30 protein-coding genes and 1 riboswitch are annotated in these 26,170 nt (G+C 64.5%); of the genes, 8 read left to right on the top strand and 22 right to left on the bottom strand.

Annotation, left to right across the window (positions count from 1 at the left end; translation table 11 throughout):
• Window positions 1–2 precede the first annotated feature (2 nt).
• Window positions 3–824, top strand: a complete 822-nt coding sequence (locus AAA969_RS02910) for a PhzF family phenazine biosynthesis protein (protein WP_338243435.1) — start codon at window positions 3–5, stop codon at window positions 822–824.
• Between the two features lie 26 nt (window positions 825–850).
• Here the strand turns inward: AAA969_RS02910 and AAA969_RS02905 are convergent, their stop codons facing one another.
• Window positions 851–1,339 carry a hypothetical protein gene (locus AAA969_RS02905; RefSeq protein WP_338243433.1) on the bottom strand — a complete coding sequence of 163 codons (489 nt, stop codon included), beginning with the start codon at window positions 1,337–1,339 and terminating at the stop codon, window positions 851–853.
• A 248-nt stretch (window positions 1,340–1,587) separates the two neighbouring features.
• On the opposite strand from AAA969_RS02905, the gene AAA969_RS02900 reads away from it, so the two are divergent.
• On the top strand, window positions 1,588–2,895 hold the full coding sequence (locus AAA969_RS02900) for a trypsin-like serine peptidase (protein WP_338243431.1): 1,308 nt from the start codon (window positions 1,588–1,590) through the stop codon (window positions 2,893–2,895).
• Window position 2,896: 1 nt separating this feature from the next.
• On the opposite strand, the gene AAA969_RS02895 is transcribed toward AAA969_RS02900, so the two are convergent.
• On the bottom strand, window positions 2,897–4,198 hold the full coding sequence (locus tag AAA969_RS02895; protein ID WP_338243429.1) for an alpha/beta hydrolase-fold protein: 1,302 nt from the start codon (window positions 4,196–4,198) through the stop codon (window positions 2,897–2,899).
• A gap of 73 nt (window positions 4,199–4,271) precedes the next feature.
• Here AAA969_RS02895 and AAA969_RS02890 point away from each other — a divergent pair, with 73 nt between their 5' ends.
• Window positions 4,272–4,946: a lysoplasmalogenase gene (locus AAA969_RS02890; protein WP_338243427.1), complete on the top strand. Its 675-nt coding sequence runs from the start codon at window positions 4,272–4,274 to the stop codon at window positions 4,944–4,946.
• Window positions 4,947–5,051: 105 nt separating this feature from the next.
• Here the strand turns inward: AAA969_RS02890 and rpoH are convergent, their stop codons facing one another.
• The 7 genes from rpoH to AAA969_RS02855 form a co-directional block, all read right to left on the bottom strand.
• Window positions 5,052–5,939 (bottom strand): RNA polymerase sigma factor RpoH, encoded by an 888-nt coding sequence (gene rpoH / locus AAA969_RS02885; RefSeq protein WP_338243425.1) that lies wholly within the window; start codon window positions 5,937–5,939, stop codon window positions 5,052–5,054.
• 168 nt (window positions 5,940–6,107) lie between these two features.
• Complete coding sequence (locus AAA969_RS02880) at window positions 6,108–6,497, bottom strand: DUF6768 family protein (protein WP_338243423.1); 390 nt, start codon at window positions 6,495–6,497, stop codon at window positions 6,108–6,110.
• 37 nt (window positions 6,498–6,534) lie between these two features.
• The gene (locus tag AAA969_RS02875) at window positions 6,535–7,095 is read right to left on the bottom strand and encodes an RNA polymerase sigma factor (RefSeq protein ID WP_338243421.1); all 561 of its coding nucleotides are present in this window, start codon (window positions 7,093–7,095) and stop codon (window positions 6,535–6,537) included.
• 173 nt (window positions 7,096–7,268) lie between these two features.
• Window positions 7,269–7,670 (bottom strand): hypothetical protein, encoded by a 402-nt coding sequence (locus AAA969_RS02870; RefSeq protein WP_338243419.1) that lies wholly within the window; start codon window positions 7,668–7,670, stop codon window positions 7,269–7,271.
• Window positions 7,671–7,780: 110 nt separating this feature from the next.
• Window positions 7,781–8,806, bottom strand: coding sequence for a DUF481 domain-containing protein (locus AAA969_RS02865; protein ID WP_338243417.1), 1,026 nt, complete (start codon window positions 8,804–8,806; stop codon window positions 7,781–7,783).
• Between the two features lie 121 nt (window positions 8,807–8,927).
• Window positions 8,928–9,635 (bottom strand): DUF481 domain-containing protein, encoded by a 708-nt coding sequence (locus AAA969_RS02860; RefSeq protein WP_338243415.1) that lies wholly within the window; start codon window positions 9,633–9,635, stop codon window positions 8,928–8,930.
• A 70-nt stretch (window positions 9,636–9,705) separates the two neighbouring features.
• Complete coding sequence (locus AAA969_RS02855; RefSeq protein ID WP_338243413.1) at window positions 9,706–10,008, bottom strand: hypothetical protein; 303 nt, start codon at window positions 10,006–10,008, stop codon at window positions 9,706–9,708.
• A 227-nt stretch (window positions 10,009–10,235) separates the two neighbouring features.
• Between AAA969_RS02855 and AAA969_RS02850 the strand changes: the two genes are divergently transcribed.
• A complete protein-coding gene (locus AAA969_RS02850) occupies window positions 10,236–10,358 on the top strand; it encodes a hypothetical protein (RefSeq protein WP_338243411.1) in 123 nt (40 codons plus the stop codon).
• Window positions 10,359–10,766: 408 nt separating this feature from the next.
• On the opposite strand, the gene AAA969_RS02845 is transcribed toward AAA969_RS02850, so the two are convergent.
• The 4 genes from AAA969_RS02845 to AAA969_RS02830 form a co-directional block, all read right to left on the bottom strand.
• Complete coding sequence (locus AAA969_RS02845; protein WP_338243409.1) at window positions 10,767–11,255, bottom strand: hypothetical protein; 489 nt, start codon at window positions 11,253–11,255, stop codon at window positions 10,767–10,769.
• 45 nt (window positions 11,256–11,300) lie between these two features.
• Entirely contained in the window at window positions 11,301–11,729 is a 429-nt protein-coding gene (locus AAA969_RS02840) for a hypothetical protein (protein WP_338243407.1), read from the bottom strand.
• Between the two features lie 50 nt (window positions 11,730–11,779).
• Window positions 11,780–12,256, bottom strand: a complete 477-nt coding sequence (locus AAA969_RS02835; protein WP_338243405.1) for a hypothetical protein — start codon at window positions 12,254–12,256, stop codon at window positions 11,780–11,782.
• A 120-nt stretch (window positions 12,257–12,376) separates the two neighbouring features.
• Window positions 12,377–12,826: a nuclear transport factor 2 family protein gene (locus AAA969_RS02830; RefSeq protein ID WP_338243404.1), complete on the bottom strand. Its 450-nt coding sequence runs from the start codon at window positions 12,824–12,826 to the stop codon at window positions 12,377–12,379.
• Window positions 12,827–13,032: 206 nt separating this feature from the next.
• Here AAA969_RS02830 and AAA969_RS02825 point away from each other — a divergent pair, with 206 nt between their 5' ends.
• Complete coding sequence (locus tag AAA969_RS02825; RefSeq protein ID WP_338243402.1) at window positions 13,033–13,368, top strand: YkgJ family cysteine cluster protein; 336 nt, start codon at window positions 13,033–13,035, stop codon at window positions 13,366–13,368.
• A 323-nt stretch (window positions 13,369–13,691) separates the two neighbouring features.
• Here the strand turns inward: AAA969_RS02825 and AAA969_RS02820 are convergent, their stop codons facing one another.
• Both AAA969_RS02820 and AAA969_RS02815 read right to left on the bottom strand, forming a co-directional pair.
• Complete coding sequence (locus AAA969_RS02820; RefSeq protein WP_338243400.1) at window positions 13,692–14,063, bottom strand: hypothetical protein; 372 nt, start codon at window positions 14,061–14,063, stop codon at window positions 13,692–13,694.
• Window positions 14,064–14,700: 637 nt separating this feature from the next.
• A complete protein-coding gene (locus tag AAA969_RS02815) occupies window positions 14,701–15,249 on the bottom strand; it encodes a hypothetical protein (RefSeq protein WP_338243398.1) in 549 nt (182 codons plus the stop codon).
• Between the two features lie 425 nt (window positions 15,250–15,674).
• Between AAA969_RS02815 and AAA969_RS02810 the strand changes: the two genes are divergently transcribed.
• Entirely contained in the window at window positions 15,675–16,517 is an 843-nt protein-coding gene (locus tag AAA969_RS02810) for a S1 family peptidase (RefSeq protein WP_338243396.1), read from the top strand.
• A 236-nt stretch (window positions 16,518–16,753) separates the two neighbouring features.
• On the opposite strand, the gene thiC is transcribed toward AAA969_RS02810, so the two are convergent.
• On the bottom strand, window positions 16,754–18,625 hold the full coding sequence (gene thiC / locus AAA969_RS02805) for a phosphomethylpyrimidine synthase ThiC (protein ID WP_338243394.1): 1,872 nt from the start codon (window positions 18,623–18,625) through the stop codon (window positions 16,754–16,756).
• 66 nt (window positions 18,626–18,691) lie between these two features.
• Window positions 18,692–18,796, bottom strand: a riboswitch (TPP riboswitch).
• A gap of 45 nt (window positions 18,797–18,841) precedes the next feature.
• Window positions 18,842–19,405: a hypothetical protein gene (locus AAA969_RS02800; RefSeq protein WP_338243392.1), complete on the bottom strand. Its 564-nt coding sequence runs from the start codon at window positions 19,403–19,405 to the stop codon at window positions 18,842–18,844.
• 160 nt (window positions 19,406–19,565) lie between these two features.
• On the opposite strand from AAA969_RS02800, the gene AAA969_RS02795 reads away from it, so the two are divergent.
• Window positions 19,566–20,126, top strand: coding sequence for a hypothetical protein (locus AAA969_RS02795; RefSeq protein ID WP_338243390.1), 561 nt, complete (start codon window positions 19,566–19,568; stop codon window positions 20,124–20,126).
• Window positions 20,127–20,278: 152 nt separating this feature from the next.
• Here AAA969_RS02795 and AAA969_RS02790 read toward each other — a convergent pair whose 3' ends face one another.
• The 4 genes from AAA969_RS02790 to AAA969_RS02775 form a co-directional block, all read right to left on the bottom strand.
• A complete protein-coding gene (locus AAA969_RS02790; RefSeq protein WP_338243388.1) occupies window positions 20,279–20,521 on the bottom strand; it encodes a hypothetical protein in 243 nt (80 codons plus the stop codon).
• Between the two features lie 79 nt (window positions 20,522–20,600).
• Window positions 20,601–22,136 carry a serine hydrolase domain-containing protein gene (locus AAA969_RS02785; RefSeq protein ID WP_338243386.1) on the bottom strand — a complete coding sequence of 512 codons (1,536 nt, stop codon included), beginning with the start codon at window positions 22,134–22,136 and terminating at the stop codon, window positions 20,601–20,603.
• 118 nt (window positions 22,137–22,254) lie between these two features.
• Window positions 22,255–22,950: a helix-turn-helix domain-containing protein gene (locus tag AAA969_RS02780; RefSeq protein WP_338243385.1), complete on the bottom strand. Its 696-nt coding sequence runs from the start codon at window positions 22,948–22,950 to the stop codon at window positions 22,255–22,257.
• A gap of 150 nt (window positions 22,951–23,100) precedes the next feature.
• Window positions 23,101–23,625, bottom strand: coding sequence for a hypothetical protein (locus AAA969_RS02775; protein WP_338243383.1), 525 nt, complete (start codon window positions 23,623–23,625; stop codon window positions 23,101–23,103).
• 170 nt (window positions 23,626–23,795) lie between these two features.
• Between AAA969_RS02775 and AAA969_RS02770 the strand changes: the two genes are divergently transcribed.
• Window positions 23,796–24,899, top strand: coding sequence for an acyltransferase family protein (locus tag AAA969_RS02770; RefSeq protein WP_338243381.1), 1,104 nt, complete (start codon window positions 23,796–23,798; stop codon window positions 24,897–24,899).
• A gap of 3 nt (window positions 24,900–24,902) precedes the next feature.
• Here AAA969_RS02770 and AAA969_RS02765 read toward each other — a convergent pair whose 3' ends face one another.
• Entirely contained in the window at window positions 24,903–26,099 is a 1,197-nt protein-coding gene (locus AAA969_RS02765) for a hypothetical protein (protein ID WP_338243379.1), read from the bottom strand.
• Window positions 26,100–26,170: the final 71 nt, after the last annotated feature.

Genomic DNA, 26,170 nt, shown 5'->3' with positions numbered 1-26,170 from the left:
CCATGAGCCTCAGCCTTCTCTATTTCGAGATCCACAGCTTTGCCGACCCGAAACGGCCGCACTCGGGCAATCCGGCCGGCGTGGTGTTGATGGACAGCTTTGCCTCGGACTCCGAGCTGCTCGGGATCGCCAATTCCAACAATCTGTCCGAGACCGCCTTTCTCGTACCGCGGAGTGAGGACGTCTGGGATCTGCGCTGGTTCACGCCCGCGATCGAGGTCGACCTGTGCGGCCACGCAACCTTCGCCGCCGGCGCGGTGGTTCTGGAAGAGGGGCTGGTCAAGGGTCGGGCGGCCCAGTTCGATACCCGTTCCGGTCGCCTCTCTGTGAGCCGCGACAGCAAGGGCGACGGTTACGCCATGGACCTTCCCGCCGTCGGTTACACAGCCGCAAAAGCGACACCGGCGCTCGAGGAGGCGCTGGGACTGGGCGCGTCCCCGGATGCGGTCTTTGACGTGACCCGCATTCATGGCGCGCACTATCAGATGTGGGTGCTGCCGGACGAAGCCGCCATTCGCGAGGCCCGGCCGGATCACGGTATGCTGCGTGCCCTGGACACCAATATCATCCTGACCTCGCCGGGCGACCGGACCGATTTCGTCTCGCGCTTCTTCGCCCCGGCGTCCGGTGTCGATGAGGACCCGGTGACCGGGTCGGCGCATTGCACGCTGGCACCCTACTGGGCTGACCGTCTGGACAAGGTGCGCTTGTCGGCCCGCCAGATCGGCCCCCGTCCGGGCGCGCTCGATGTGGCCACAAAAGGCGAGCGCGTGACCTTGTATGGCCACGCGCCGCGCTATCTGGAAGGCCGGATCAGGGCCTGATTTTCGAGGCTGAGACCAGAAACGGCCTAGTACCGGCTGCCATGCCCCCGACCGCGGGACGGTCCGCGACGATCATCATGCCGACCGCCGGGGCGGCCATACAACTCGGGACCAAAGCGGCGTCCGCGATAATCACGGGCGTAGTGGACCTGAACATCGATCCAGCGGGTCTCACCGCGATAGCCGCGGACATAGTAACCGCCATTGCGGGCCACGTAGACAATGCCCGGGCTCGCTGGCTGGGCCGCAATTGTCAGGTAACGGCGATCCCGCTCATGACGATCCGGCTGATAGGACCAGGCCCGCGGCGGGCATTCGATGACGCTCTGGTCACGACGATCTTCACGCAGGTCATAGCGGTTCTCTGTATAGCGCGAGTCGATCCGGTCCTCGCGCAGATCCGGGCAGGCGGCGGCATTGAGATGCCAGGTTCCCGCGCTGGCAGCCCCCGTTGCGGCCACAGAGCCGACGAGAGCCAACAGGGCAATACCGATGCGCGCTTTGATGGGGGTCATGAGGGTCTCCTTGGACGTTCCGGCGAAACGGCCGGTGCGTTGATGACGCCATAGGGCCACACGCCAGCTGAGGGGTTCTTGAAGGGCCCGTTCAGCTTCCAGTCATCGACATGAATGTTGGATGTCGGACACAAGAGGCTTGGGGAAGCACTTGGCTTCGACGCAAGCTTGAAAGATAAGCAGGCATACGGTGCGCGCAGAACGCGACACCACCGTCATCGACCGGGCTCGGGGGACACGTCATCATCATGCGCCATCACATCTGGATTGCCGCCCTGGCACTCGTCATGTCCTCGAGCAGCTTCGCCCAGTCGGCGACGCCCGATGAGCCCGCCCTCGCCGGCGCGCGGGATGAAGAACGCCTGACCAGCCGCGATATCGGCAACTGGCTGCGCCAGGCTGGCGTCAAGCCGCCCAAGCCGGGCGCGGGCAATGCTCCGTCGACCCGGTATACCGGCAATGATACCTGCCAGTGGGCCAATGACGGCGAGTGCGATGACCCGGGCATCGGCACCGGAGCCTGCCAGGTCGGGACCGACTACTCCGACTGCTGGCGTCTGGTCGAAGGCGTCGAGGACAATACCTGTCGCTGGGCCAATGACGGCGAATGTGACGAGCCGGGCTTCGGGACCGGTGCCTGTACCCAGGCGACCGACCTCGCCGATTGCGGTGACATCATCCATCTGCGCTTTCGCAATGACAGCTGCGAGACCGCCTTCGATGACGTCTGCAATGAGCCCGGCGTTGGCGATGGCACCTGCCCCGACCGCACAGACCGGGCCGATTGCTTTGGACGCGAGCGTCCCTTGACAATCAATGACCATTATTTCGGCCGCGATGACCGCGTCTTCCACGACACCTCGGTCTTCCCGTGGTCGGTGGTCGGCCAGATCTCCTTCGACAGTGGCGGCGCCTGCACCGCGACACTGATCGGATCCGACATTCTCGTCACCGCCTCGCATTGCATCAATGAGGATGGCCGCACCGACTCGCGTGGCACCTTCGAGACCGCCTATGACCGCGCCGGCGGCCCGCTCTCCGCCCGCGTCATTGATCACTTCATCGACCCCGACTGGGATGAGCGCCGCTTCTCCTCCGGTGACGCCCTCGACGGCACTGATTGGGCGCTGCTGCGCATCGACCGCCCGCTGGGCGACACCCTCGGTCATGTCGGCGTGCGGGGTCTGGTCGAGACGGCCGGCCGCCGCGGCGCAATGGCCGCCGACCTCTATCAAGGCGGCTATAGCTGGGATACCGGGACACACCTGTCGGGCAATATCGGCTGCCACATGGTCGATATCGAGGACGACAACACCATGGCCCATGATTGCGACACCACGCGGGGTGATAGCGGGTCGCCCTTCATGGTGCGCGAGGGCGATGAGTATTTCGTCGTCGCCACAGACAGCAATTTCCGCTCCAATCCGGGTGGTCCGATGATTTACATCGCGGCCCGGTCAGAGCGCTGGATTCCCTATCTCGAGGACTTCGCAGCGGGTCGCCTCACCAATACAGGCGCCGAGCGTCCGGCCACCGGCGGCAAACCGCCGAAATAGGCTAGTCGACCGGGGTCGGCTCTCCGAGCAGGGCAGTGAGCCCGTCTGCCAGCGCGCTGCGCCAGCCGGCGATGTCGTGGCCGCCGGGGAAGACCGTCAGCCGCGCCGGATAACCCTGCGCGGCGAGAGCCTCGGCCATGGCGGTATTGGTGTCCAGCATGACATGACCGCGATTGGTACTGGTCAGCACCGTTTCCAGCCGCCCGGCGGCGAGATGGAAGCGGGGCGGGTTGGCCGGTGCCCGATCGAGCTGGCGACGCGCCCACTCCGCGTCCTCGCCCTCGGGCGCCCAGTAGAACGAGCCGGACAGGGAAATCACCCCGCCGATCAGGTCCGGACGAGCCAGCGCCGTCAGGGTGGCGGACAGGCCGCGCCGGGAGGCGCCGGCCAGCAGCGTTGTCTCGCGCCGGGGCGCAAGGCCCGCTTCGCGGCGCAAGGCTGGCAGCAACTCTTCCGCCACGAAAACCGCCTGATCGGCATAGGCCTGGTTGGCACTGGCCCCGTCGAGTTGATCGATCAGGACGAGATGGCTCGGCGGGATGTCGCCGCGCTCGGCCAGACGCGCCAGCAGATCGCTGGCCGGGGCCCGCTGGCCCCACAGGAAAGCGTCGTAGAGGATCAGGAGCGGGGCGTCGTCCGCCGCCTCGGGCGAACGGTAGATCGAGACCTGTACCGACCGGTTGAGCGCTGCGCTGGCAATCTCAAGCCCTTGCGGTTCGATAACCGCATCAAAGGCCAGCGGACGGTGAATGCCGGCGCTTGGCGCCCGGTCCAGCCGTAACAGGGACTCACCATCGACACCGCCGAGCCGGGACGGGTTGGCCGGGTCCGACCAGCGCTGAAGACCCGCACCGTCCTCGACCAGGAAGGAATAGACGGCGGCCACGTCGCGCGGCACGGACAGGGTCAGCACCCAGATGTCAGAGCCCTCGATACGGGTTAGCGGCAGGGTGAAATCGGCGCGGTAGTCGGTCACCGGCTGCCGGGCCTGCGCCACGTTGATGACGCTGTCGAGCCGGACACTGGTGGTCTCCGGTCCGCCACGCCAGGCGAAGGTGACCCGCGCATGGTCGGGAGATCCCGGATCCGGCGCGATCCGCGGCAGTCTTGGCTGGGACAGGGTGCGCCAGGCCTCGTCACGGGCATGCGGCCGCTCGGCCAGCATCGCTTCGACCTCGACAAGGACCGGCACCAGATCGGCCTCCGCGAGACCGGACGGTCCCTGTGCCTGAGCCGAAGGTGTCGGTATCGGGAGCAGCACGGCGAGCAAGGCCAGAGCGATGACAAGCCCTCGCCACCGCAACGTCCTGCCCTGTCCCCTTTGCGCCTTCATGCGAGCCAGTCTAGCGTGCAGACAGGGACGGAGGGGAGCACCGATGACACTGATCAAGAACGCCTGGCCAAGTGATCGGCTCTCGCAACTCATTCTGGCCGCCTCTGCCCTGTTTGCCCTGGTCTATCTGTTTGATGATTTCGGGATCTCGGCGCCCTTCCCCGCGAATGTGGTCATCAAGGCCGCGGGTATTGTCCTGCTGGCGATCTATGCGCTGCGACAGGATCATCCTGTTCTCGCGGCGGGCCTCGCCCTGGGCGCGGTCGGAGACGTCTTCCTGGCGCTGGACGAAAGCGTTCTGCCGCTTGGCATCGCGGCCTTCGGTCTCGGTCATCTGGTCTATATCTGGCTGTTTGCGCGCTGGCGCATGCAGGCCGGTCCCCGCGGCGGAATGAGCCGGATCGCCGCGCTGGCGATTGCCGCCTTCGGCCTGGTGATGCTGGGTTGGCTGCAACCCTATTTCGGAGAGTTGCGGGTCGCCGCCTCGGTCTACAATGCAATCATCCTGGTCATGGCCATCCTGGCCGTTCTCGGTCGCTCCCCGACCCTGGCCCTGATCGGCGCCCTGCTCTTCGTGGTGTCCGATAGTGTGCTCGCGGTACGCCTCTTCGCCGATCAGCTGGAGTGGGCCGGTCCGGTGGTCTGGGTCACCTATTATCTGGGCCAGTTCGGGATTGCCCTGGGTCTCGCCCGGGCAAGGCCCGGATCCGCTACCTGATCCCACCCCTGATCCGACGCACCCGTCCGGGCCAGAAAAAACCCGCCCGGCCAGAGCCGGACGGGCGGGTTTTCCTGTTCATATCCTTGGCCAGACGGCCCAGCGCTAGTTGAGCAGACCCTGCTCGGCGGCCATCTTTTTCATCGCCTTCTGGAGCTTTTCAAAGGCCCGCACCTCGATCTGGCGGATGCGCTCACGGCTGACGCCGTATTCCCCGGCCAGATCTTCCAGCGTTTTCGGGTCTTCGGACAGACGCCGTTCCTGCAGGATATTCTGTTCGCGCTCATTGAGCTCGCCCATGGCTGCCTGCAGGAGATGCATGCGGCTGTCGAACTCATCGCTCTCGACCAGCTCGTCTTCCTGGCTCTCGGCCGTGTCATCTGACAACCAGTCCTGCCATTGGCCCTCGCCCTCGGTTCCGCGCAGCGGCGCGTTGAGCGAGGCATCCGGACCGGACAGACGGCCATTCATCGAAGTCACTTCATCCGTCGTCACGCCGAGCTTGGTGGCAATCGCCTGGACCTGATCCGGCTTGAGATCACCTTCATCGAGCGCCTGCATCTGGCTTTTCATCCGGCGCAGGTTGAAGAACAGCTTCTTCTGGGCCGCGGTGGTTCCCATTTTCACCAGCGACCAGGAGCGCAGGATATATTCCTGGATCGAGGCGCGGATCCACCACATCGCATAGGTCGCCAAGCGGAAGCCCTTGTCCGGATCGAATTTCTTGACCGCCTGCATCAGGCCGACATTGCCTTCGGAGATCACTTCCCCGATCGGCAGGCCGTAGCCGCGATAGCCCATGGCGATCTTGGCCACGAGGCGAAGGTGGGAGGTAACAAGCTTTTCTGCCGCGCCACTGTCCTGATGCTCACGCCAGCGCTTGCCCAACATGAACTCCTCGTCCTTCTCCAGCATCGGAAAACGACGGATTTCGGAAAGATAGCTCGAAAGCCCCTGTTCGGGCGAGAGCGTCATTGAAAGCGTATTGGCCATGACCAGCATCCTATCCCATCGAGGTGCCTTGAGACATGCGTCATTTGCACGTCCCCCGGCGCCTCGTCCGACACCTATTTGGGAAGGCCACATCCAAAATGTAACCCCCTCACGCGGCTGTGATGTGCAAGGCGTGGATTGGCGACCGGGGAGCCGCTGTCGCTTCGCCTACACGCTGCCCTTCGCCTGTCCACGCGCCAGCTGGAGCTCGACGCGCTTGAGTTCGCGCAGGATCCGGTTGTGCTGGAGCTGGACGCCCATGCCGCCTTTCATGAAAATGCCGATATTGAGCGCCGCCAGGACCAGCACGCCCCAACGCATGACGGCAGCCGGGTCCGAGGTCTGGAACATCTGCCAACCGGCCCAGGCGGCGACGACGGCGCCAAGGATGTTGACGAAATACATTCCCCACATCACCCAGCCCAGCTTGCCGCCGAACAGGCCAAGGGCCTGGGAGAAATAGCCCGGCTCCTCACCGATTTCGGCGAGTACGGCGCGGTCATCCTCGTCGAGGGCTTCCAGGATCAGGCGGTCAAGGTCTTCGGTTTTCTGTGTCATCACGATCTCCTTTGAGGATCATAAAATCGGTCTTGGATCAGTTGCGGTCCGGATCGAGCTGATCGGCGAGCTTGCGCCGAGCATGCATGAGGCGGGTCTTCACGGTGCCGAGTGGCACGTCTGTGACGACGGAAATTTCCGCCAGCGTGAGTCCGTCCTGATAGTGGAGCGCCAGAGCGAGGCGCTGCTCGTCCGGCAAGGCGGCCATCGCCTCGCGGACATGACCCACATCGGCCGCCTGCTCTGCGAGGCCGGCCCCGTCGACACTGGTGGCATGAGGCTCGTCGGTCAGCGCCGACGCTGTCGCCCGGACGAGCTGTCTTGAGCGGATCAGGCCGGTGCATTTGCGGGTCACGATGCGGAAAGCCCAGGCGGGAAAGGCGACCGGTTCGCGCAGACGCGGCAGACCGCGAACAATATCCAGCCAGGCGTCCTGGACGGCATCGCGGGGCGCCTCCGCCTCGCCGAGAAGTCGGGCGGCATGGCGCAGCAAGTCGGGCTGCCAGAGCCGGGCCAGCCGGGTAAAGGCGCCGCGGTCACCCGATTGGGCGGCAATCACCAGATACTCGGCCAGAACACGCTTGCGGTCGCGGGTCATCCCGTCTCCCATCACCCGGGGCCAAACCCCGCTCTGATTGTATAGGTGCGGGTCAGACCGGAAAGGGTTCAATCGGGACGGCAGAAAGATCCCAACGGGAGAGCGACCCGGGCAAGCGCTCCCGGTCTCTCAACGTGTCAGCGCAACAGGCCTTGCCCGTCGGGCCGGGTCGCTCAACCTGACTGCGGCAGTCCCTTGTGGAACTGCAGATAGCCGCGCTCGACCATGCGCCGCATGGCTTCATAGGCCTCGGAGAGTTCCTCATAGGCGGTCCGCAGCAATTGCAGTCGGCCGACTTCCTCGGCGGACATGGGCGAGCGCGAGCGGGCCGCCGACATTGCCGCATCAACCCAGGCCGAGCGGGCCTTGGAGGCGGACAGGGCGAGGTTCTGGAAGTCCTCGATCCCGACATGATGGATGGTCTTGGCCATCACGGCCTGGTTGGCCGCAAACACGGTGTAGTCAATCTGCTCGAGATGGCCGCGCCGCTTGCGCTGCTCGGCCGGGTCCTCGACGAGGTCCGGCTCGAAATGGTCCGAAACCCGGCGATAGCTGGACGTTGATATCTTGCCCATGGCGACAACTCCTTGACGGGTATCAAAGCAAGAGTATCGCATATCAGCCCTTAACGGGCGGTTTCACACGCGCCCGCTTCAACCGGTCCGGGCATGACTCGGGCCCGCGCCTAGAATTCGCGCACCAGTGCGATGTCGAGACGCGTATCGGTCTGCTCGCTGCCGACCTGTTCCTCGAACTCGTGACGAATGCGCAAGCCGGTTTCCAGAGCCCACGCTCCGGCGATCGAGGTCGTCACGGCAAACCGCTGCTCGAGCCGCGAGCCGCCGCCAATGAAGCCGGTCGTCTCGGCGGTGAAGTTCGTGGTCTCGGTCAGCGCCCAAGCGAAGACCGAGCCGAGTTCGAGAACCGCATCGGTCTCTTCCATGACCAGCGGATCATTGGGCTGTCGGTAGCGCGCACCGGCACCGGCCCGCAGGTCCCAGTTCATCGCCTCGCTGTCGATGACCTCGAACGTGCCACCGGCGGTCAGGAAGGCCGAGCTTTCATAGCTGCCCAGATTGTCACGCTCATAGGAGCCGCCGACATAATAGCCCCAGCGGTCGACCAGCTGCCGGTCGGCACGGGCGTCGATCAGCCAGTTGTCACGGGTCACGGCATTGTCACTCTCGGTGTAGAAATACTCGAACTTGGAATTGAGCCCCCAGCCGCCGTCCAGCTCGCGATCGAGGTGCAGCGCAAACGCATAGTCAGAGAGGTCGGTGTTTCCGCTTTCAATCTGCAGGCCAAGACTGATGCGGCCCGACCAGGTGTCCGGCTGCACGAAGCCTGCGAAACGACCCAGTCGCGTCTGCGATCCGGTATCGGCCTCAGCCATCGCGGTTGCGGGCTCGAGCGCCGGCGCGGGGGCAGGCTCGGGCGTGACAGCGGCGGTAGCTATGGCGGTTTCGCGCGGCGACCAATCGGCGAACAGCACAAGCCGGTGCGGCAGATCCGTGTCGAGCGCGTCGAGGACATCGGCGCGCCCGCCCTCGGCTGTCATCGCGACCAGCTCGGCGGTTTCCCGGAAACCGGCATCATCCTGGTGGGCATCGGCATTGATCAGCAGGGCCCGCAGCGGCGCCGGCAATTCGGCGTGCGCGGTGGCACCGAACAGGAAACCCGTCAGGGCAAGACAAAGAGTAACAAGGCGCATCGGGGACTCCTGGCTACACACGTCACGCCACGTCCCGGCGCTTCGGGCCGCGATGAAACACAGTCAGGCAGGCATGTAAATCTTTGCGCCTGCACGGCAAGCGACGGAGCGGCGTGGTCGGTCAGTCGAACGCGTAGAGCAAGGACACGTCCAGACGGACATCGGTCGGGTCAAAACCTGCCCGCTCCTCGAATTCGTGCTCGATGCGCAGACCGGTCTGTACGGCCCAGTCACCGAACAGGCGATTGGTCAGGGTGAAGCGCTGGTCAATCCGGGAGCCGCCGCCCGCGAAGGCGGTCGTCTCGGACGCGAAGCTGGCGGTATCGGAAATCCGGTAGTGAAAACTCGACCCGCCTTCCGCGACCCAGTCGGTCAACGTCTCTGCGGTCAGTCGGTCCTCCCGGAAGCGCTGGCCGGCACCGGCGCGCAGCACCCAGTTGGACTTTGGCCCGTCGACCGCGTGCCAGATACCGCCCGCGGTCACGAAAGCCGAACGCTCATAGATGCCGATAAGGTCGCGCTCATAGGAACCGCCACCGTAATAGCCGATGCCACTGTCCAGCTCCCGCGTCGCCCGAAGCTCGACCAGCCAGTTGTCCCGCGTGGTCCGGGTGGTGCTCTCGGAGAGGAAGTATTCGAACTGGCTGTCGATGCGCCAGCCATGCTCAAGCTCGCGATCGAGCTCGAAGGCAAAGGTGAAATCGGTCAGCTCCGAATTGCCGCGCTCAAGCTGGATACCGGCCCGGACATGGCCGGCCCAGCTATCATCGGCCAGCCGCCGGATCGAGCCGGCCAGCCAGCCCCCCGACCCGTCGGGCGCTTCGCTCAATGCGATCGGTGCACCGCCCAGGTCGCGGTGCTCTTCGTGCGGGGTTTCAGGGGTCGCGGTATCCGGTGTCTCAGCGGGGGGGCGTGGCGGGTGCCGGTGTAGGCGCAGGGGCAGGCAACGGCCAGTCGGCGACGGCCCCGGCCCGATGCGGCAGATCGGAGAGGATGAAGGCGTGCACCGTCGCGCGCCCCCCCTCGACCAGCACCGACACCATGTCGGCGGTCTCCAGGAAACGGGTATCGTCATCCTGACGATCCGCCGCCTCGCTGAGCAGCGCCTGGTAGGGTTGCGGCAGGTCCGCAACAGCCCGACCCGACAGCATTGCCATCATCACAATGGAAGCGGCCAGAACGACCTGCGCGCGAGACCCCATGCTCTTCACCCCGACTTGCCGCGAGCCCGGACAGGCCGCAGATTTCGGCATCCTGCCTAGCCAAACAGTCTTAATATTTGGTGGGTTGGGCGTCCGCCCCGCCAGGTTTTCCGGCTGGTGCGTGATCACGAGCGCCGCCGGGAAGAGTGCTGTCTTGTTGCCCGCGATAGGCGTATGATCAGACGTCGCCCGGCCGCTGGCGGGGCACGTTCACAAGGATGAACCCCATGGCCAAAGGCCAGAAACGCTCGAACAAAGAGACCAAGAAACCCAAGGCCGAGAAGAAGGCCCCGGAAAAAGAACTCGCCCCGACCTCTGTCGGCGGCGTGATGGACCGGACCCGCAAGTAAGCGGCCCGACCGCCGGCCCGGTTTGGCGGGGCCCTTGCCCCGCCCCGGCTGCGCTCACGCCCGGCTGCGGCGGTTTCCAACGCCCCTCTCGGCGTCAGTCACCCCACCATCACCCACCTCACCATCACCCCGAACGAAAAAACCGCCAGCCCGAAGGCCGACGGTTTTCCCATTTGTCGCGATTCTGGATCTGGCCTTCAGCCGGGGCGGCAACGCCCGGGGCTTCCTGGAGAGACCACAAGGACAGTGTATGATGCGCTAGGCTGCCAGCTCACCAAAAACTGCCTTCAACCGAAGATCCAAACCCTTAAAACCACTGATCATCGGATCACCTCCTTTCGCTTGCTGCTGTTGGCAGAAAAGCTAGCACAGGTGAGCGCGGCGGCAAGGGCAAGCTGACGGGTCGCGCTATTGCGGCAGGAGCGGGCCGTAGCTGATCTCGTGCGGGTCGAACCAGCACGTCTCTTCCGCTCCGACATAGCTGGTCTCCCAGCTTGCACAGGTCACGCTGTCCGGCCCCTCACCGCCATTGGGCAGGAAATAGAGCGTGCCGCTGATCGTCACCGACCCGTCCCCGGCCTGGCTCCACGTCCCGAGCTCTCCGAATTTCAGATTGCTCGCGGTTGGGAAGGGGGTCGGCGAACCGACATGGGTGATCGTCACCGGTCCCGAGCGTTCACCCACTCCGAAGGTGATGGTCAGGCTGGAGGCCGTTTCACTTCCGTAATGGGTCAGATAGACCTGCCCCGAGGGCGAGGGAAACGCCCCGTCCTGCGCGGTCGCGGCGGAGACCGGGACAAGGCCGGACAGGACACTTGCGGCAAGCGACAGGCTGAGGCCGCGACGCAAGGCTTGATGGCGTTTGGCAGCGCGGTTGTTTTCGAGGCAGGCCGGCATGGCAGGGCTCCGTCTTCGGCGTTTTCGGGCGCGGCTCGGGAGACGCTATTCGATGCGGGTGATTTCCCAGGCCAGGGAGCCGCCGGCCGGGCCGAGCCAGCACACGCCGGTCGCTTCCCAATCGCCGCCGACGGACTCGATATTGGCGCCGATCGGATAATCCGGCCAGCTGCGGCAGTAGGGGCGCTCGCCCCACGGGTCCATCCAGAAGATATCAGCGTCGACATAGATTTCCCCATTCGACTCTTCACTCCACTCCGAGCTCCAGGGATCGCTGCCCATCGCGTCCTCGATACCCGAGACCGTGACCTGCCCGCCGGACTCGAAACGGATCGTCGCGGTATCACCCACGCGGGCAAAGTCGGTGTTGCGCGTGGCGACGGCCTGGAATGTCTGACCGGCCGGGCCGCCCTGCGCCAGAGTGGCGGGAGCGAGCAGGCAGACAGCAAGGCTGGAGATGATCAGTGTTTTCATGGACGTCGCCCTTCGATCCTGGGAGCATGATTGTATTCGCGAGGGCGGCGCTATTGCGTCCGCGTCACGCCGAGAACATGGGGATTGGTGATCCAGCACAGGCTGGACGGATCGGCACTGGCGCCGACCTCTATCTGTGGCCAGTGATCACACGTGACGCTGCTCTCGCCCTCGGCGAGCAATTGCAGGTCCGGCCGCGGCGGCATCTCATTGCCCTCATCATAGCCGTCATCAGTCGGATCACCCATGATCGACACGCCACCGCCATCCGGGCTCCACCAGCCGCTCCCGCCGGGCTGGTCGGCCCCGCCGATCCCGCTATCGGTGTAGCTGTCGACCATCCCGTTCGCGTCGAAGGAGAATTTGATCGCACCGCCATAGGTCGGCGACACGTTGGCAAAGGTCAGCTCATAGACCTGACCGGCCGGGCCGGTCGCCGCGTCATCGGCAAGGGTCGGCGCGGCAGAGCCGCCGGCCAGACCCAGACCGATCGCGAGGCAAAGCGCTGCGCTGAACCGTGTCGTCATGGAAATCCCCTGAAGTCGTTCGTGTTTCGGCAACAGGGATAACCGCGCAGAATTAAAATCCGGTCAGTCCGATCGGGCGAATTTTATCGACCGGCGAAAACCGGCGCCCGTCCGCGCCCGCTAGCGACCGGCCCCGTCAAACGGACCATGGTCATAGCTGACGACGCGGGCGAGCTTCCAGCCGTCTTCATCCTCACGCCAGATGTGCAGGAAGCGGCCCTGGCCGTGCGGCGCATCGGCGCCGTAATTGACGAAGGCATGCCAGCCGGTCTCGATCGCGCCATAGCCGGGCACCGGCCAGACCTCGATCGAGCCGGGCGTCAACTGGCGCCGGAAATTGCCGCAGATCGAGGTGTTGACCGACTGGATCAGCGCCTCGCGGCTGAGCTCCAGACCGGCCACGTCGTGATAGAATTCGATATCCTCGGCGACCATGGCGCCGAACCCCTCGCCGTCACAGGAATTGAAGGCGGCGAAAATCCGGGCGTCGAGCGCGACGATGGTGTCGTGCAGCGTGGGTTCAGCGGCCGGCTGGACGGCCAGGACGAGGGCGGCAAGAAGCGGGGACATGGGATTACTCCGGTGACAGGCCGCCACCCTGCGCCCGGCCGCATCGACGCACCAGCGGGACCGGCGGCAAGCCCGTCCCGCCCGAACCGGACCGGATTCGTCCGCCGCGAAATTTCCAGGTGCAAAACCGCAGCGACTGGCGTAAATCCCGCGCGCTGCGGGCCGGGGCGGGAGGCCGTCTTCGCGCGGTGGGTTCGTCACCATCCATGTCCGATACGGCGTTTGACTGCGTCGCCTGCGGAGCCTGCTGTTTCAGCCGCCATCCGCGCTATCTCGTCCTCTTGCCGGAAGACCAGGCCCGGGTCGGCCCGCACGCCCTGCCCCCGGACAGCCTGTTTGAAGAGGCCGACCGCACCTTCATTGACTTCTCCTGTGGCCATTGCACCCATCTCGACCTGACCACCGGCCAGGCCCTGTGCCGCGTCTACGACCACCGCCCCGAAGCCTGCCGCGCCTTCCGGGCCGGCAGTTTCGAATGCCAGAAGGCGATCCGCGCCAATGGCATCATGGGCGAAAAGGTCCGGCCGGACCGGGTCGCCTGAGCGCGTGGCCCCGGCGCTGGCGCCGGGAAAAATGGGATGCGAGGCCCCTCACCTTGAATCCTCCTCCCGGTCGGGGCGAGGCGGTGCGCCTGGCGCGGAGTCCTCAACCCGGCCGAGCGGCATGGACCTCCGGTCCGTGTCCCGCTTGAAAACCGTCCACGGCAGGGTGTGGAAAGCTCCACAAACATCACCGTCATCCCACCGTCGCGGCATCGCCGCGATCCGGGGGCCCCCAGCCCACCAGCCAGACGCCCTGCCTCCACCAACCCGCCAAGCGAACGCCCCGGAAAGCCAAATCCCCCAGGGGAACACAAACAGCGCGTTTATCTGAGCCGCTTCGCCGTCGAGTTGTCGCGCAGATCGTCCGAGATCCAGCAGATATTATCGGCCGTTTCTCCCACGGCGATCTCCGGCCAGCTTTCGCATTCATTGGACAGATAGGAGTTGCCAAGGCCAAAAAACACCGGCGCCACAGTGCCGAGCTGGATCACCCCGTAATCGCTGTACTCCGAATCAGAACAGTTGAACGCATAGGACAAGTCCATTTGGATCTCGAGTGAGCAGAAGTCGAAATTCAGTTTGAGCTGATAGAGCTGTCCGGCCGGCGAACCACCCGCCTCATCAGCGGACGCAGCGCCAAGCGGCATGGCGCCGAGCGCCAGTCCGATTACAACGGTCTTCATCCAGTCAGCCATGATTATTCCCTTCCATTATCGGGTTCAGCCTGCGCGATCAGGGATTAAGGAGGGCTGAAGCGGCCCCGCCCGTTCTGTCCGCCCTCTTCGGCGGCGAGATGTGGTGTTCGGGGGAGGTGTGGAGAGCTTGGAAATGGGTGTGTGTCCCCGGTTTTTGGAGCGGCATGGACCTCCGGTCCGTGTCCTGCTTGAAAACCGTCCACGGCATGGTGTGGAAAGCTCCACAAACATCACCGTCATCCCACGGTCGCGGCATCGCCGCGATCCGGGGGACCCCAGCTCACCAGCCAGACGCCCGGCCTCCACCAACCCGCCAAGCCAACGCCCCGGAACGCCGAGGTCCCCCGGATGCCCGCAACGCGGTCACCGTGGGATGACGGGGGAGAGAGAGAGAGAAAGCGAAAGGACGTATCCCGTCAAAAAGCGAGGCCCGCCTTCTCCCCAACCGGGCAGAAGGTGCCCAAAGGGCGGATGAGGGGTACGCGGCACCAACCGCGCCAGACATAACTTTCCCAGGCCGCTCCGCGGCCGCCCCCTCCCCTTGAATCCTCTCCCCGGTCGGGGAGAGGCGGTGCGCCTGGGGCGTGCCCGCCGGCCAGCACTCACGCGCACCGCGAAAAATTGAAGACTCTTCTCCTCAAATCAAGCCGATTACAGCTTCAGCCAGAAGGCTAAACAGAACGAACCAAACGCCAATTATCAGCTCACTGCGCCGAGCCGGACTTTGTCCGGCCGCAACGACGTGACTCCAGATGTTTACCGGCGCTGGATTGAGAAACTCGATCAGAGCCTCATTGCCCAAATTTCCGGCAAGCTTGGCCGCTATCTCGGAATTGACGAATATCGTTGCTTCCGAAGCATTATTCTTCCGCCGTAATTCGTCGAAGTTTAATTCAAGGTCCGTCCGAAGACTGCAGACCCGAGCTGGTTCACCTATTTGTATCCAACGCCCCCGGGCGACCAGGTCGGCAGAAACGCGAATTTTTTCATCGTCCAACGTCTCATCGCGCTCGATTGTAACTTTCACCCGCTGACGCCCATTGTCGCGCGCGAAGGCTCGCCGAATAGATTGTAAAAGATACCAGAGCGCGACGACAGACAGCGAACCGAGTACCAAAAAAAGAATACCAAGAGTACCGGAATCAAGCGCGCTTAAGCGCGATCCAGCCAACTGAAGAGATGTCATACTGAGCCCCCCAAATGCAATTATAGCGGGAAAGCGCAGGGCGCACCCAAACTTTTGCGCGTTCCGTCTTCGATGTAGTCAGCCCCGCATTTCGCCATCACCGAACAACGCTGGTTGAGAGCAAGCTGCAGCGGCCAATTCCGACGCGCCCCTGGCGCGGAGGAAGGCATGAAACCCTTGCCAGCAAGGGGCCGTATTGAAGTCCCGCGGTCAAGGGTGACCACCGCAAAGCGGCGGCTCCGCCGCCCTTGACCGCGGGACTTCAATACGGCGGGGTCTCGGCATGAGGTTTATGGGGGGAGGTGTGGCGAAGCGGGGAATTGGTGTGTGTATCCCTGCTCTTCCCTATCTGCGGACGGATTGTGACCACAATCACAGTCGGTCCAATTTTCTTGCGCTATGGAACTTCTGTAAGGGAGCTCTCAATGACACTTAGTCCAACAGATCAGCTTGTGTACACGACCGTCAAAATTACGACCCGTAGTGCGAATGGCAGCGGAAGTGGCACCGGCTTTTTCTTCCGGTTTTGTGAATCCGATGAGCACCACATTCCAGCGATCGTCACCAACAAACACGTTATTGAAGGCGCGGTCGACGGCGAAATCAGCCTTTGCGTTAGAGACAAGGAATCCGACACCCCAAAAATAGGAACATTTCACACCGTCCAAATTCCCGATTTTGAAAAACTCTGGATTAAACACCCAGAAAACAACGTTGACCTCGCAGTGTTGCCGTTGGCTCCACTTCTGAAGTTCTTGGAAAAAGACAGTATCACCCCCTTTTTCATCGCGTTTTCAAAACAGGTATTAGCTGACGACAAATTCCTCGCCCAACTCCAAGCCCTAGAAGATATCGTGATGATCGGCTACCCAATCGGCCTATGGGATTCTGTGAACAACATGCCCATAATTCGTCGAGGATGCACTGCGACTCCTCCATTCATTGATTTCAATGGCGAGCCGCTTTTTCTTATCGACTGCGCGTGCTTCCCAGGGTCCAGCGGATCACCAGTATTACTTTTTAATACAAGTGGTTACATGGACAAATCGGGCAACACCAGCCTTGGTGGGATCCGCGTGAAGTTGCTTGGCGTCTTATTTGCGGGTCCCCAGTTTACTGCGAAAGGCGAAATCAAAGTTCAACCGGTTCCAACGAATAATATCCCGATAGCCGAGTCTAAAATTCCAATAAATCTGGGTTACTGCGTGAAAGCTACTCAACTCGACTGGTTCGAGGAATACTTCAGAGCCGAAGGTTCCTTCCCCTAGTCAATCGGCTCCCGCGCCTCCCTTTCCTCACTCAGATAATTTTCGCCGGCTAACGCCTTGAATGCCTCGGCCTTGGCCTGCATCCGCTCTTCGGCTTCACCCACCAAATTCGGCGCGCAGACTGAGGGACATGGACCTCTGGTCCGTGTCCCGGGGAATGGCCCTGGATCGGGGCGGCATGAGACGCGGGGTCTGGATGGGACACGTACCGGAGGTACATGTCCCTCTGCAGAGCCTCAGTCGATGGGCTCCCGAACCGTCCCATCCTCCGACAAATAAATCTCCCCACCCTTCTCGCGGAACTCGGCCGCCTTCTCCGCCATCCCGGCATCGACCTCATTCGGCGCCCGCGCAGACCCAAACCGGTCCCGGATCTCGCGTGTAATCTCCATCGAGCAGAATTTCGGTCCGCACATGGAGCAGAAATGGGCGACCTTGTGGGCTTCTTTCGGAAGGGTCTTGTCGTGGAAATCGCGGGCGGTTTCCGGGTCGAGGGCGAGGTTGAACTGGTCTTCCCAGCGGAATTCGAACCGGGCGCGTGACAGGGCGTCGTCGCGGATTTTGGCGGCGGGGTGGCCCTTCGCCAGGTCACCCGCATGGGCGGCGATTTTATAGGTGATCACGCCGGTCTTGACGTCATCGCGGTCGGGCAGGCCCAGATGTTCCTTGGGCGTGACATAGCAGAGCATGGCACAGCCGAACCAGCCGATCATGGCGGCGCCGATGCCACTGGTGATGTGGTCGTATCCCGGCGCGATATCGGTGGTGAGCGGGCCCAGCGTGTAGAAGGGCGCCTCGTGGCACTCCTTCAGCTGCTTGTCCATATTCTCCTTGATCTTGTGCATGGCGACATGGCCCGGCCCCTCGATCATCACCTGGCAGCCCTTGGCCCAGGCGATCTTGGTGAGCTCGCCGAGGGTCTCCAGTTCGGCAAATTGCGCGCGGTCGTTTGCGTCGGCGATGGAGCCGGGGCGCAGGCCGTCGCCCAGCGAGAAGGAGACATCATAGGCGCGCATGATGTCACAGATCTCCTCGAAATGGGTGTAGAGGAAGCTCTCCTTGTGGTGGGCCAGGCACCATTTCGCCATGATCGAGCCGCCGCGCGAGACGATGCCGGTGACCCGGTCGGCGGTGAGCGGCACATAGGCCAGGCGCACGCCGGCATGGATGGTGAAATAGTCCACCCCCTGCTCGGCCTGCTCGATCAGCGTGTCGCGGAAGACCTCCCAGGTCAGGTCCTCGGCAATGCCATTGACCTTCTCCAGCGCCTGGTAGATCGGCACGGTACCGATCGGGACGGGCGAGTTGCGCAGGATCCATTCGCGGGTGTTGTGGATATTCTTGCCGGTCGAGAGGTCCATCACCGTGTCACCGCCCCAGCGGATCGACCAGACCATCTTGTCGACCTCTTCCTCGACCGAGGACGCGACGGCGCTATTGCCGATATTGGCGTTGATCTTGGTCAGGAAATTGCGGCCGATGATCATCGGCTCGAGTTCCGGGTGGTTGATATTGGCCGGGATGATGGCGCGGCCGCGGGCGATCTCGTCGCGCACGAATTCGGGGGTGACGTGTTCGGGGATCGAGGCGCCAAAGCTCTCACCGTCGGCGAGGCGTTCGGCGGCGCCCTCGACGGCCTGTTTGCGCCCGAGATTCTCGCGCTCGGCGACATAGATCATTTCCGGCGTGATGATGCCGGCGCGGGCAAATTCGTATTGCGTCAGCGGCTGACCCGGCACGCCCTTCAGCGGCCTGTGCGTGGCCGGGAATTCGCGGGCGAGATACTTGCCCGTGGCGCCGCCATTATCGAGCGGGGAGAGCGCGCGGCCCTCATACTCGGTGACCTGGCGGTCCTTGTACCAGGCCAGACGATGGCGCGGCAGGCCGGTCTCAACGGTGATGCTGGCGTTCGGGTCCGAATAGGGGCCCGAGGTGTCATAGACGCGCACCGGCGGCTCATTGGCCGTGGGATGAAGGTCGATCTCGCGATGCGGCACTTTCAGCGACGGGTCTGCCTTGGGCGAGGTATAGATGCGCCGCGAGCCCGGCAAAGGCCCGGTGGTGACCTTGGGCGTCTCGAATTCAGACTGGTGGGTGGGCTTGTTCATGATGGCGCGCCTTCTGGCTAAAGTGGCAGTCGCCGACGCGCGCTCAAGGCGGCCCCCGCGCACGCGGCGCGAAGCCTGCTCCATCCCGACGCCGGCATGACCCGGATCCGGTCCTAAGGGTGACATCTCAGCCCCGCGCACAACGCGAACGGGGCACCCCTTGGAACTGTTGTGACCAGCCTGAACGCGGCGCGCTGATTTGGCAAGCAAAGCCGGTCAGCGCTGGCCGTTGAGCAGGCGCTCGCGAATGAGGCGTTCGATCGCGCGCGGATCCTTGATCCCGACGAGGGCGCGATCATCGCTGCTCTGGCCGAGCCCATAGGCGCGACGGATCCATTGCGTGTCGCCATCGCGAAAGATCAGCGATCCGCGTGTGCCGGAGCCGAGACGGGTCAACGAGCCCAGCTCACCCGGACCATAGCTGCTGACCCGCCCGCCGGCGCCCAGGATGATCACGCGCTTGTCGGTCACCGCATAGATCGTCGAGAAAGCCGACAGCACACGACGCAGGCTGAGGCCGAACATCACCAGGCCGATCACCACGAACATCAGCCCCCAGAGCGGGAAGAGTATGCCCATCATGCCGGCGTCGGCACTGGCCGTCATGCCACGGGCCATCAAGGTCCAGACGATCGCGAACAGGGTCCAGGGGATGGTAAAGAGCGTGCGCAGGCCACCGCGCGTCCAGCCCAGCCGGACCGGGTCCGGACGCCCGCTCCACAGGATACGCTCGCCACGATCCAGCTCGGGCTGGAGGCGCTGGGTCAGTTCGATGTCCACTTGGAAGCCCTCTGCCTCGACCGCGGGTCCCGATCCGGCCCCGCTGCCGGAAATGACACCGGTTCGAGCCGCCCAGGCAAGCGCTTTGCGGACCCGTTCAGGCCCGGTTCAAGCGCGACCGGCTTGTCTTATCGCCTGATGCCACCGGAGTCCGACCGCGATGATACCGTTCGCCCTTGTCCTTCTGGGCTTGATGCCCGCCGATAGAGACACCGACCGCGGGGCCGATACCGGTCCGCAGTCCGGCCGGTATGTCGAGCGCGCCGTGGACGGCCGCGCGGCCTGTGACGTGGCCGACGCCAATCGCTTCACCCTCCACCTCGCGCCCGGCGGCGAGCCGCCGCACCCGCGCTCGGCCAATGTCGGGCGGATCGATCTGGCGCTGGCGGGATGGGCAGATGGCTACATTCTCACTGCCCGCGATGATCGCTGGCACTTTGGCGGCGGGCGTCCGCACACGGTGGGAACGATGCGCGACGGCGTCACCAGCGCTTTCCTCACCGGACGTTTCGAGCTGGTGCTAGCCGCCGGCGCAGCCGGGAACGAGGCCGGGAGCGGGTCGGGGGACGAGTTGGGGGGCGAGTTTGGCGACCTTCGGCTGATCGACGCCCGATTCAATCCCGTCCGTCTTGGCAGCGCGGCCAGCGTCCAGCCCTGGGTGATCGACGGCGCCGGGCCGGATGGCCGGCCCCTGCGTCCGTTCAGCCGGTGTGACGGCTAGCTGTCAAAGCCCAGCCAGAGCAGGCCCACCCCGGCCAGCGCAATGGCCACCGCCCAGATCCGCATCAACAAGCGATTGCCGACCAGTTGGTCATGGACAGCCAGCAGGCCAGGCGGTGCAAGGATCAGGAAGACCCCCTTGAACAGGGCGAGTCAGCCGATGAGCGTAACCGCCATCGCTTCGGCACCACCCGCCCCGCCGCGCAGGGCGAGGATGGTGACGCCCATCGCAAAGGCGAGGATGCCGGTCAGGAAACGCAGCAAAAAGCTCGTCCGGAGCTCGGCGACGAGGCCGACCAGCCGGTCGAGCTGAAGGAAGACGCCGATCCCGGCGACGAGAAAATAGAGACCGAGGACACGAAGCCAGAAATCGGTCAGGGACGCAGTATCGAACATGGGCAGACCCTTCGCTCGTGGTGCAAGCCCAGCCTGCGCCCAAAGCGGATGCCCGGCAACTGCCTCGCGACCCGGTCCGCTACTCGGCCCGCGTGAACGTCCCCGTCCCCGTCCAGATCATGCGCACGACCGCACCGCTTTCATCACGTTCAAACCGGAATTCCTGGACCTCTTCGAAGGGGGAGGCCTGGCCGGCGAACACGTCCGTCACCGCTGGCACCATATTGCCGCTCATATCGCCCCAGTTGAAGATCAGGGCCGGGCCGACCGGGCGCAGCTCGACATCGAAATAGGGTTCGCCATTGGTCCAGCGGCCGGCATAGTCGGCCAGCTCATCGGCGCTCGGCGACCAGCTCCAGCCGCCCCAGCGTGGCTCGCCCATTACCGCATTGCGCTGTTCAAGACGGGCGTCGAGATAGCGCTCGATGCGTTGCGGATACTGCTCGATGCGGATCTGGCGCATCCGCTCGGCGGTTTCGCTCTCGGTGAGAAACTGGAAATACATGTTGATCGTGCGGCTGGTCAGCCAGCCGGTCATGTTGTCGGAATTGGAGAAGGCCGCGATGCCGACACCAAGGTCCGGCGAGAAGGCCATCTGGGTGCGGATCCCGGTATAGCCGCCGCCATGGACGTAGAAGTCATGGCCGTCAAAGTCACAGATATTCCAGCCCAGCGCGTATTGCGAACAGGGCAGTTCGGCGGCGTTGCGGCGATCTTCCTGATGGGTCTCGACATAGCCGGTCTGGGCTGCCGCCACCATCGCCGCCGTGATGCCGCTGCCCCCGGGTCCCTCGCCGCGCAGTTGCAGCTGCAGCCAGGTGGCCATGTCATCGACCGAGGTCACCAGACCGCCGGCCGACTGCATCATGCCGTCGGTCTTGGGGCGGATCTCGAACCAGCCGACCTCCTCGCCCATCCAGTGATGCCCCCAGGACAGCTCATTGATCGGGAAGTCCGAGGTCCGGGCCGAAGTGCGATCCATCTCCAGCGGCTCGAAGACATAGAGGTCGAGCCAGTCCTGCCAGGACCGGCCGGTCGCGGTCTCGAGGATGGCGCCGTAGATATTGTAACCCAGATTGTCGTAGCGGAAGCCGGGGTCCCGGGGCGATGAGTACGCCTCGATCAGGCGCGGATAGTCCGCCGGATCGACATGGCCGACATATGCTTCCAGCATGGTCACGGCCCCGTTCTCGATCGGAACCTGATGGGTGATCAGGTCGCGCAGCGTCCAGTCGGCGGCCGTCACCCCCTCGGCCAGGACAAGATCAGGCCAGTAATCGCTGATGGCGCTATCCAGCGGCAGGATCCCCTCCGCGTCGAGGCGGGCCGCCAGGAGGCCCATATAGGCCTTGGTCTGGGAGGCGATATAGATCGGCGTGTCCGTCGTCATCGGTGCACCGGACACCGCCCGGCGCTCGCCCATCACCCGCCGCATCAACACGTCGTCCGCAGTCACCACCACGACGGCATAGCCCGGACCCAGGTCAGGGAATTCATTGAGGAAGGCGTCGAGGCTGGCCGCCGCGCCCTCCGGCGTTTCGGCGAAAACGGCCGGGCCGATGGCGAGGCAAGGCGCGAGCGCGATGGCGGTCGCGAGACTGAGGGATTTGAGCATTCGGGGTCTCCGGGTCGGGGTGCCGTGGGTCCGGCTTGATTTGTCACAAGGCTAGTGCTGCCGGGCCGTCAGGTCTTGAACGGATGTAACATCGCATTGGTTCCGGGCAGCAAGCCGGTCAGGCGGCGAGCAGGGTCCGCAAATGGCTGGGTGTCAGGCCGGTCTGGCGCCGGGTCGCGCGGGTGAAATGTGCCTGATCGGCAAAGCCGCCGGTCTGCGCCGCGGCGGCAAGGCTGGCTCCGCCAACCAGGTCGGCAAGCGCACGGCTGACCTTGCAGCGCAGGCGGTAGAGGCTCGGCGGCAGGCCGTAGTGGCGGGTAAAGCTGCGCGACAGATGGACCCGGTGAACGCCTGCCGCCGCGGCAAGCCCGCTGAGGTCGTGAGCGTCAGTATCGTCATGCAGCCAGTCGCGGACCCGGGAGAGCCAGGGGTCCGGCGCATCACCGGTCTGCCCCGGTGCAGGGTGGGTGCCGGCCACGAGGTCGGCGAGGGCAAGATCGGTCACCGGGTTTCCATCAGCCAGCATTGTCGCGGCAGCGAGTACATCATGCACGGCTTTCCGCTCGCCGTCGCTGGCTGACCAGCGCCAGTCGTCCAGACCGGGGATGGCATCACAGAGGTCGGACTCAGGATCAATATTGAGGGCGAGAACGAGGCTTCCGCTGCGGCCATAGACGTTGGCATGCGGACAGCCCGCCGGCTTGATGCCGCGGCTCAGATCGACAAGCTCGAACTCGCGCCCGGCGCTGCGCTCGCGCAACTCGCCGGCCAGCAACCAGGAAACCTGGTGGCGGTCATGGACATGACTGTCCATGTGCGCGCCCGGCGCATACCAGCTTAAACGGACATCAAGGCCCGCCCCGCTTGCCAGTCTTCTCTGCCGTCCCATGCCACCCCCGGTCATCTGCATCCTCACCGTGATGCACAGCCACGGGTGAATGGATGCTGATCGGCGGATGAAACATCAGTTCAGCGCGACCCGGCGCGCGTGGCAAGCGTCGAACAGGCCGAGAAAGGCGGTGGCGTCCTGATTGCCGCGGCGGCTGGCGTCGGTCAGGTAGGCCCGCGCCCGGTAGGGATCATCGACGGCCCGGCCATCGGACAGCATCAGCCCGGCCAGCAGGGCGGCGAGATCACCGTGGTGCTCGTCGGAAATCCGGGTCATGGCCCGTTCGGCGCGCTCGGCCTGTCCGGGCCAGCGAGCGGTCGCGAGCGTCAACTGTGCCAGGGCACGGGTGTCACCGGCTTCCAGCAGGGTGCCGCCCCAGTAGAAGGCCGCGGTCTGGACCGGGACCCGGCGTTGCGCCGCCATCGCGCGCAGCTGTTGCTCCATGCCGGCGCTCACACCCTGCAGATAGCTGTCGCGGTGCTGGTCGTAGCGCTGGCAGTCCGCCGATTGCGCCTCGGCCTCGCTCCAGCCGATCAGCGCCGCACCAAGACCCCAGCCAAGCGCCACCATCCACGCCAGATTTGTCCGATTTCGGGCCATCTTTCCCTCCCAGATTGACATCTGGCAGGACTGTCGCAGCCGCCTTTTAACGCCCGCCCAATTGGGAAGGCCAATATTTCAGTAATTTCAATATATTAACCCTAATGCGCCGGCTCACGCCCGGCGGACCGGAACTTGCATCGCGTGCAGGCACATCAAAGGACGAGACCATGGGACATTTCCTGTTTCGCGACGGTCACGGTCATCTCGAGGAGAAGGCCAATAATTTCACGGCCATGCGCATCCTGTTTGCGCTGGTGGTTCTCTATGGCCATGCCCTGATGATCCCGCTGGGCCTGCCCTATGTCGGCGTCTGGGCGACCACGGTCGACTTCATCGTCCAGTGTGCACTCGACGGCTTTTTCATCCTCTCCGGCTACATGATCACGGCCAGCGCCATGAAATCGCGGGCCATTGGCCGCTATGCCAGCGCCCGGATCTTCCGCATCTTCCCGGGCCTGATCGTCACGGTTCTGCTGCTCTGGCTGGTGGTTGGTCCCTTGTTCACGAGCCTGCCGGCCGGCCAGTACTGGTCGCAGCTACAGACCTGGCTCTTCCCGCTCGACCTGATCAGCCAGGTCGACCCGATGGCCGGACTGCCGGGCGTGTTCGAAGGCTCGCCGATGGGCGAGAACATGAATGGCCCGCTCTGGACGATCCGCTATGAGTTGATGGCCTATGTCGGCGTCGGTGTGCTGATGCTGGTCGGCCTCTATCGCCGCAATGCCCAGGTCCTGCTGTGGACCGCCCTCACCCTCGCCTTCGGCATGCTGGTGGAAACCTTCGGCTATGTCGGCCTTGGCGAGGAAACGATCGGCACCCTGGCCCGTTTCGCTCCGGCCTTCATGGTCGGCGCAGCCTTCCACGCCGGCCGCCAATATGTCCGCCTGAGCCCGGCCCTGGTCGGCCTGACGGCCTTGGCGGCGCTGGCTACGCACGGGACGCCGCTGGGCTGGATGATGGTCGATATCACCCTCGCCTCGGCTTACCTCTGGCTCGGTTATGCCCGCATTCCCGGCCGGATCGGGGCGGCCGTCCGCGACGTCGAGGACGTTTCTTACGGCATTTATATCCTGCACTGGCCGATCGGCATGATGGTGTTCGCGCTGCTGCCGACCCTGAGCACGACGGCCCTGGCCGTGATCATGCTGCCGCTCGCCATCGGAGCCGGATGGGCCTTGCGGGTTCTGGTCGAGAAACCGGCCCTCGCCTTCAAGTCACGGCTTGGCCGTCGTCAGACAGCGCCGTCCCCGGCAGTCGGCGCGGCCGGCTAGCGATCAGCCCTCGGCGGCGGTTCCAAACAGCGCCATCGCGACACCCAGCACGGCGAGCCCGGCATGCAGGCCGGCGCTCGCCCGCTTGCCGGCCTGCCAGCGACCGGTCGCGGCGATCGCGGCCTGGATCGCGTAGTAGGCGGCAAAGGCCCGCGAGGCATAGGCAATGATCTCGAACAGGTCGGCCGTCCAGGTCAGCACCAGACCGACCCCGACCAGCGCAGCATAGGCTTGACGGGCCGATATCCGCTTGCCGCTCAATTCGACGAACAGGCCTCCAGCCCCGCCGGTATCGGCAATGGCCGCGGAGAACTGGGCGCTCAGGGCCGCCGCGACCAGCAGCAGCGGCAGGATCGGCGCCACCAGTCCCATCAGGTCAACAATCGCGGTCTCGCCGAAAGGCAGCTCGTCCGGCGTGAAGGCGAAGGCGAGCAGACCGACATAAACAACGTAGATTCCGGTTGCGATCCATTGGGCCCAGCGCATGGTACGGATGCGCATCGCGGCGTCATAGCGATCGCCGAGATAGCGCGAGGTCTCGAAGCCCTGGATGGTGATAACCAGTCCAAAGGCGAGGGTGAGGGCCGACCAGCCGGTCTGGCCGGGTACGGTGATCGACAGGGCACCGCCGGCGGCGCGGTCGCCATTGAACAGGACCAGCCCGGCGATCAGGCCGAAGATGATGGCCAGCTTGACGCTGACGAAGACCTGCTCGAGATGTTCCAGCGCGCCGAAACCCCGGGTCCAGCCAACGGCGAGGATCAGGACGAGGACAGCGCTGGTCAGCAGCCGGGCCGATTGCGGATCATCGGCGGGCGTCAGGCTGACCCCGAAGGCGCCGAACAGGTTGAGATAATAGGTGACCGAGATGATGTAGGCGAAAGCCAGCGCCCAGCCGCCGGCGGTTTCCAGCCCGCGCAGGATCGGCCCGCGCATCCCCTTGCCATCGAGGATGGCGATATTGGTTCGGACCGAGTGACCGAACAGGTAGGCGACCAGGCACAGGACCGCCATCACCAGCGGCGACCAGCTGCCATAGGCCGATTGCAGGATTGGCCCGAGGACGAGGAAACCACTGCCGATGATCGAGGCCAGCGGGGTGATGGTGGCACGCCAGCTCCGGCTGGTGGAGACCTTGTGCGAGGCCAGAACCAGTCCGGCCAGGATGATCACGGCCAGGACAATCAGATTGGTCAGCACGCCCGGATCCTCGCCTCATCGACGGTGCAGGATTTCCCGACCCGGGGCCAAGGGCAAGCCCGGATCGGGAT

The sequence above is a fragment of the Maricaulis maris genome, from assembly GCF_036322705.1.
GTDB lineage: Bacteria > Pseudomonadota > Alphaproteobacteria > Caulobacterales > Maricaulaceae > Maricaulis > Maricaulis maris_B.
The sequence above is the reverse complement of the archived record's forward strand: the minus strand, read 5'-3'. Positions and strand labels throughout refer to the sequence as shown.

Coding starts and splice junctions, on each gene's coding strand:
- AAA969_RS02845 (WP_338243409.1), bottom strand. CDS start 11,255: ATGCCGGCCTGCCTCGAAAACAACCGCGCTGCCAAACGCCATCAAGCC.
- AAA969_RS02825 (WP_338243402.1), top strand. CDS start 13,033: ATGTCCGATACGGCGTTTGACTGCGTCGCCTGCGGAGCCTGCTGTTTC.
- AAA969_RS02865 (WP_338243417.1), bottom strand. CDS start 8,806: ATGCGCCTTGTTACTCTTTGTCTTGCCCTGACGGGTTTCCTGTTCGGT.
- AAA969_RS02900 (WP_338243431.1), top strand. CDS start 1,588: ATGCGCCATCACATCTGGATTGCCGCCCTGGCACTCGTCATGTCCTCG.
- AAA969_RS02870 (WP_338243419.1), bottom strand. CDS start 7,670: ATGGGCAAGATATCAACGTCCAGCTATCGCCGGGTTTCGGACCATTTC.
- AAA969_RS02880 (WP_338243423.1), bottom strand. CDS start 6,497: ATGACACAGAAAACCGAAGACCTTGACCGCCTGATCCTGGAAGCCCTC.
- AAA969_RS02835 (WP_338243405.1), bottom strand. CDS start 12,256: ATGACGACACGGTTCAGCGCAGCGCTTTGCCTCGCGATCGGTCTGGGT.
- AAA969_RS02770 (WP_338243381.1), top strand. CDS start 23,796: ATGGGACATTTCCTGTTTCGCGACGGTCACGGTCATCTCGAGGAGAAG.
- AAA969_RS02875 (WP_338243421.1), bottom strand. CDS start 7,095: ATGACCCGCGACCGCAAGCGTGTTCTGGCCGAGTATCTGGTGATTGCC.
- rpoH (WP_338243425.1), bottom strand. CDS start 5,939: ATGGCCAATACGCTTTCAATGACGCTCTCGCCCGAACAGGGGCTTTCG.
- AAA969_RS02820 (WP_338243400.1), bottom strand. CDS start 14,063: ATGGCTGACTGGATGAAGACCGTTGTAATCGGACTGGCGCTCGGCGCC.
- AAA969_RS02785 (WP_338243386.1), bottom strand. CDS start 22,136: ATGCTCAAATCCCTCAGTCTCGCGACCGCCATCGCGCTCGCGCCTTGC.
- AAA969_RS02795 (WP_338243390.1), top strand. CDS start 19,566: ATGATACCGTTCGCCCTTGTCCTTCTGGGCTTGATGCCCGCCGATAGA.
- AAA969_RS02850 (WP_338243411.1), top strand. CDS start 10,236: ATGGCCAAAGGCCAGAAACGCTCGAACAAAGAGACCAAGAAACCCAAG.
- AAA969_RS02905 (WP_338243433.1), bottom strand. CDS start 1,339: ATGACCCCCATCAAAGCGCGCATCGGTATTGCCCTGTTGGCTCTCGTC.
- AAA969_RS02855 (WP_338243413.1), bottom strand. CDS start 10,008: ATGGGGTCTCGCGCGCAGGTCGTTCTGGCCGCTTCCATTGTGATGATG.
- AAA969_RS02780 (WP_338243385.1), bottom strand. CDS start 22,950: ATGGACAGTCATGTCCATGACCGCCACCAGGTTTCCTGGTTGCTGGCC.
- AAA969_RS02840 (WP_338243407.1), bottom strand. CDS start 11,729: ATGAAAACACTGATCATCTCCAGCCTTGCTGTCTGCCTGCTCGCTCCC.
- AAA969_RS02910 (WP_338243435.1), top strand. CDS start 3: ATGAGCCTCAGCCTTCTCTATTTCGAGATCCACAGCTTTGCCGACCCG.
- AAA969_RS02830 (WP_338243404.1), bottom strand. CDS start 12,826: ATGTCCCCGCTTCTTGCCGCCCTCGTCCTGGCCGTCCAGCCGGCCGCT.
- AAA969_RS02815 (WP_338243398.1), bottom strand. CDS start 15,249: ATGACATCTCTTCAGTTGGCTGGATCGCGCTTAAGCGCGCTTGATTCC.
- AAA969_RS02775 (WP_338243383.1), bottom strand. CDS start 23,625: ATGGCCCGAAATCGGACAAATCTGGCGTGGATGGTGGCGCTTGGCTGG.
- AAA969_RS02790 (WP_338243388.1), bottom strand. CDS start 20,521: ATGTTCGATACTGCGTCCCTGACCGATTTCTGGCTTCGTGTCCTCGGT.
- AAA969_RS02810 (WP_338243396.1), top strand. CDS start 15,675: ATGACACTTAGTCCAACAGATCAGCTTGTGTACACGACCGTCAAAATT.
- thiC (WP_338243394.1), bottom strand. CDS start 18,625: ATGAACAAGCCCACCCACCAGTCTGAATTCGAGACGCCCAAGGTCACC.
- AAA969_RS02890 (WP_338243427.1), top strand. CDS start 4,272: ATGACACTGATCAAGAACGCCTGGCCAAGTGATCGGCTCTCGCAACTC.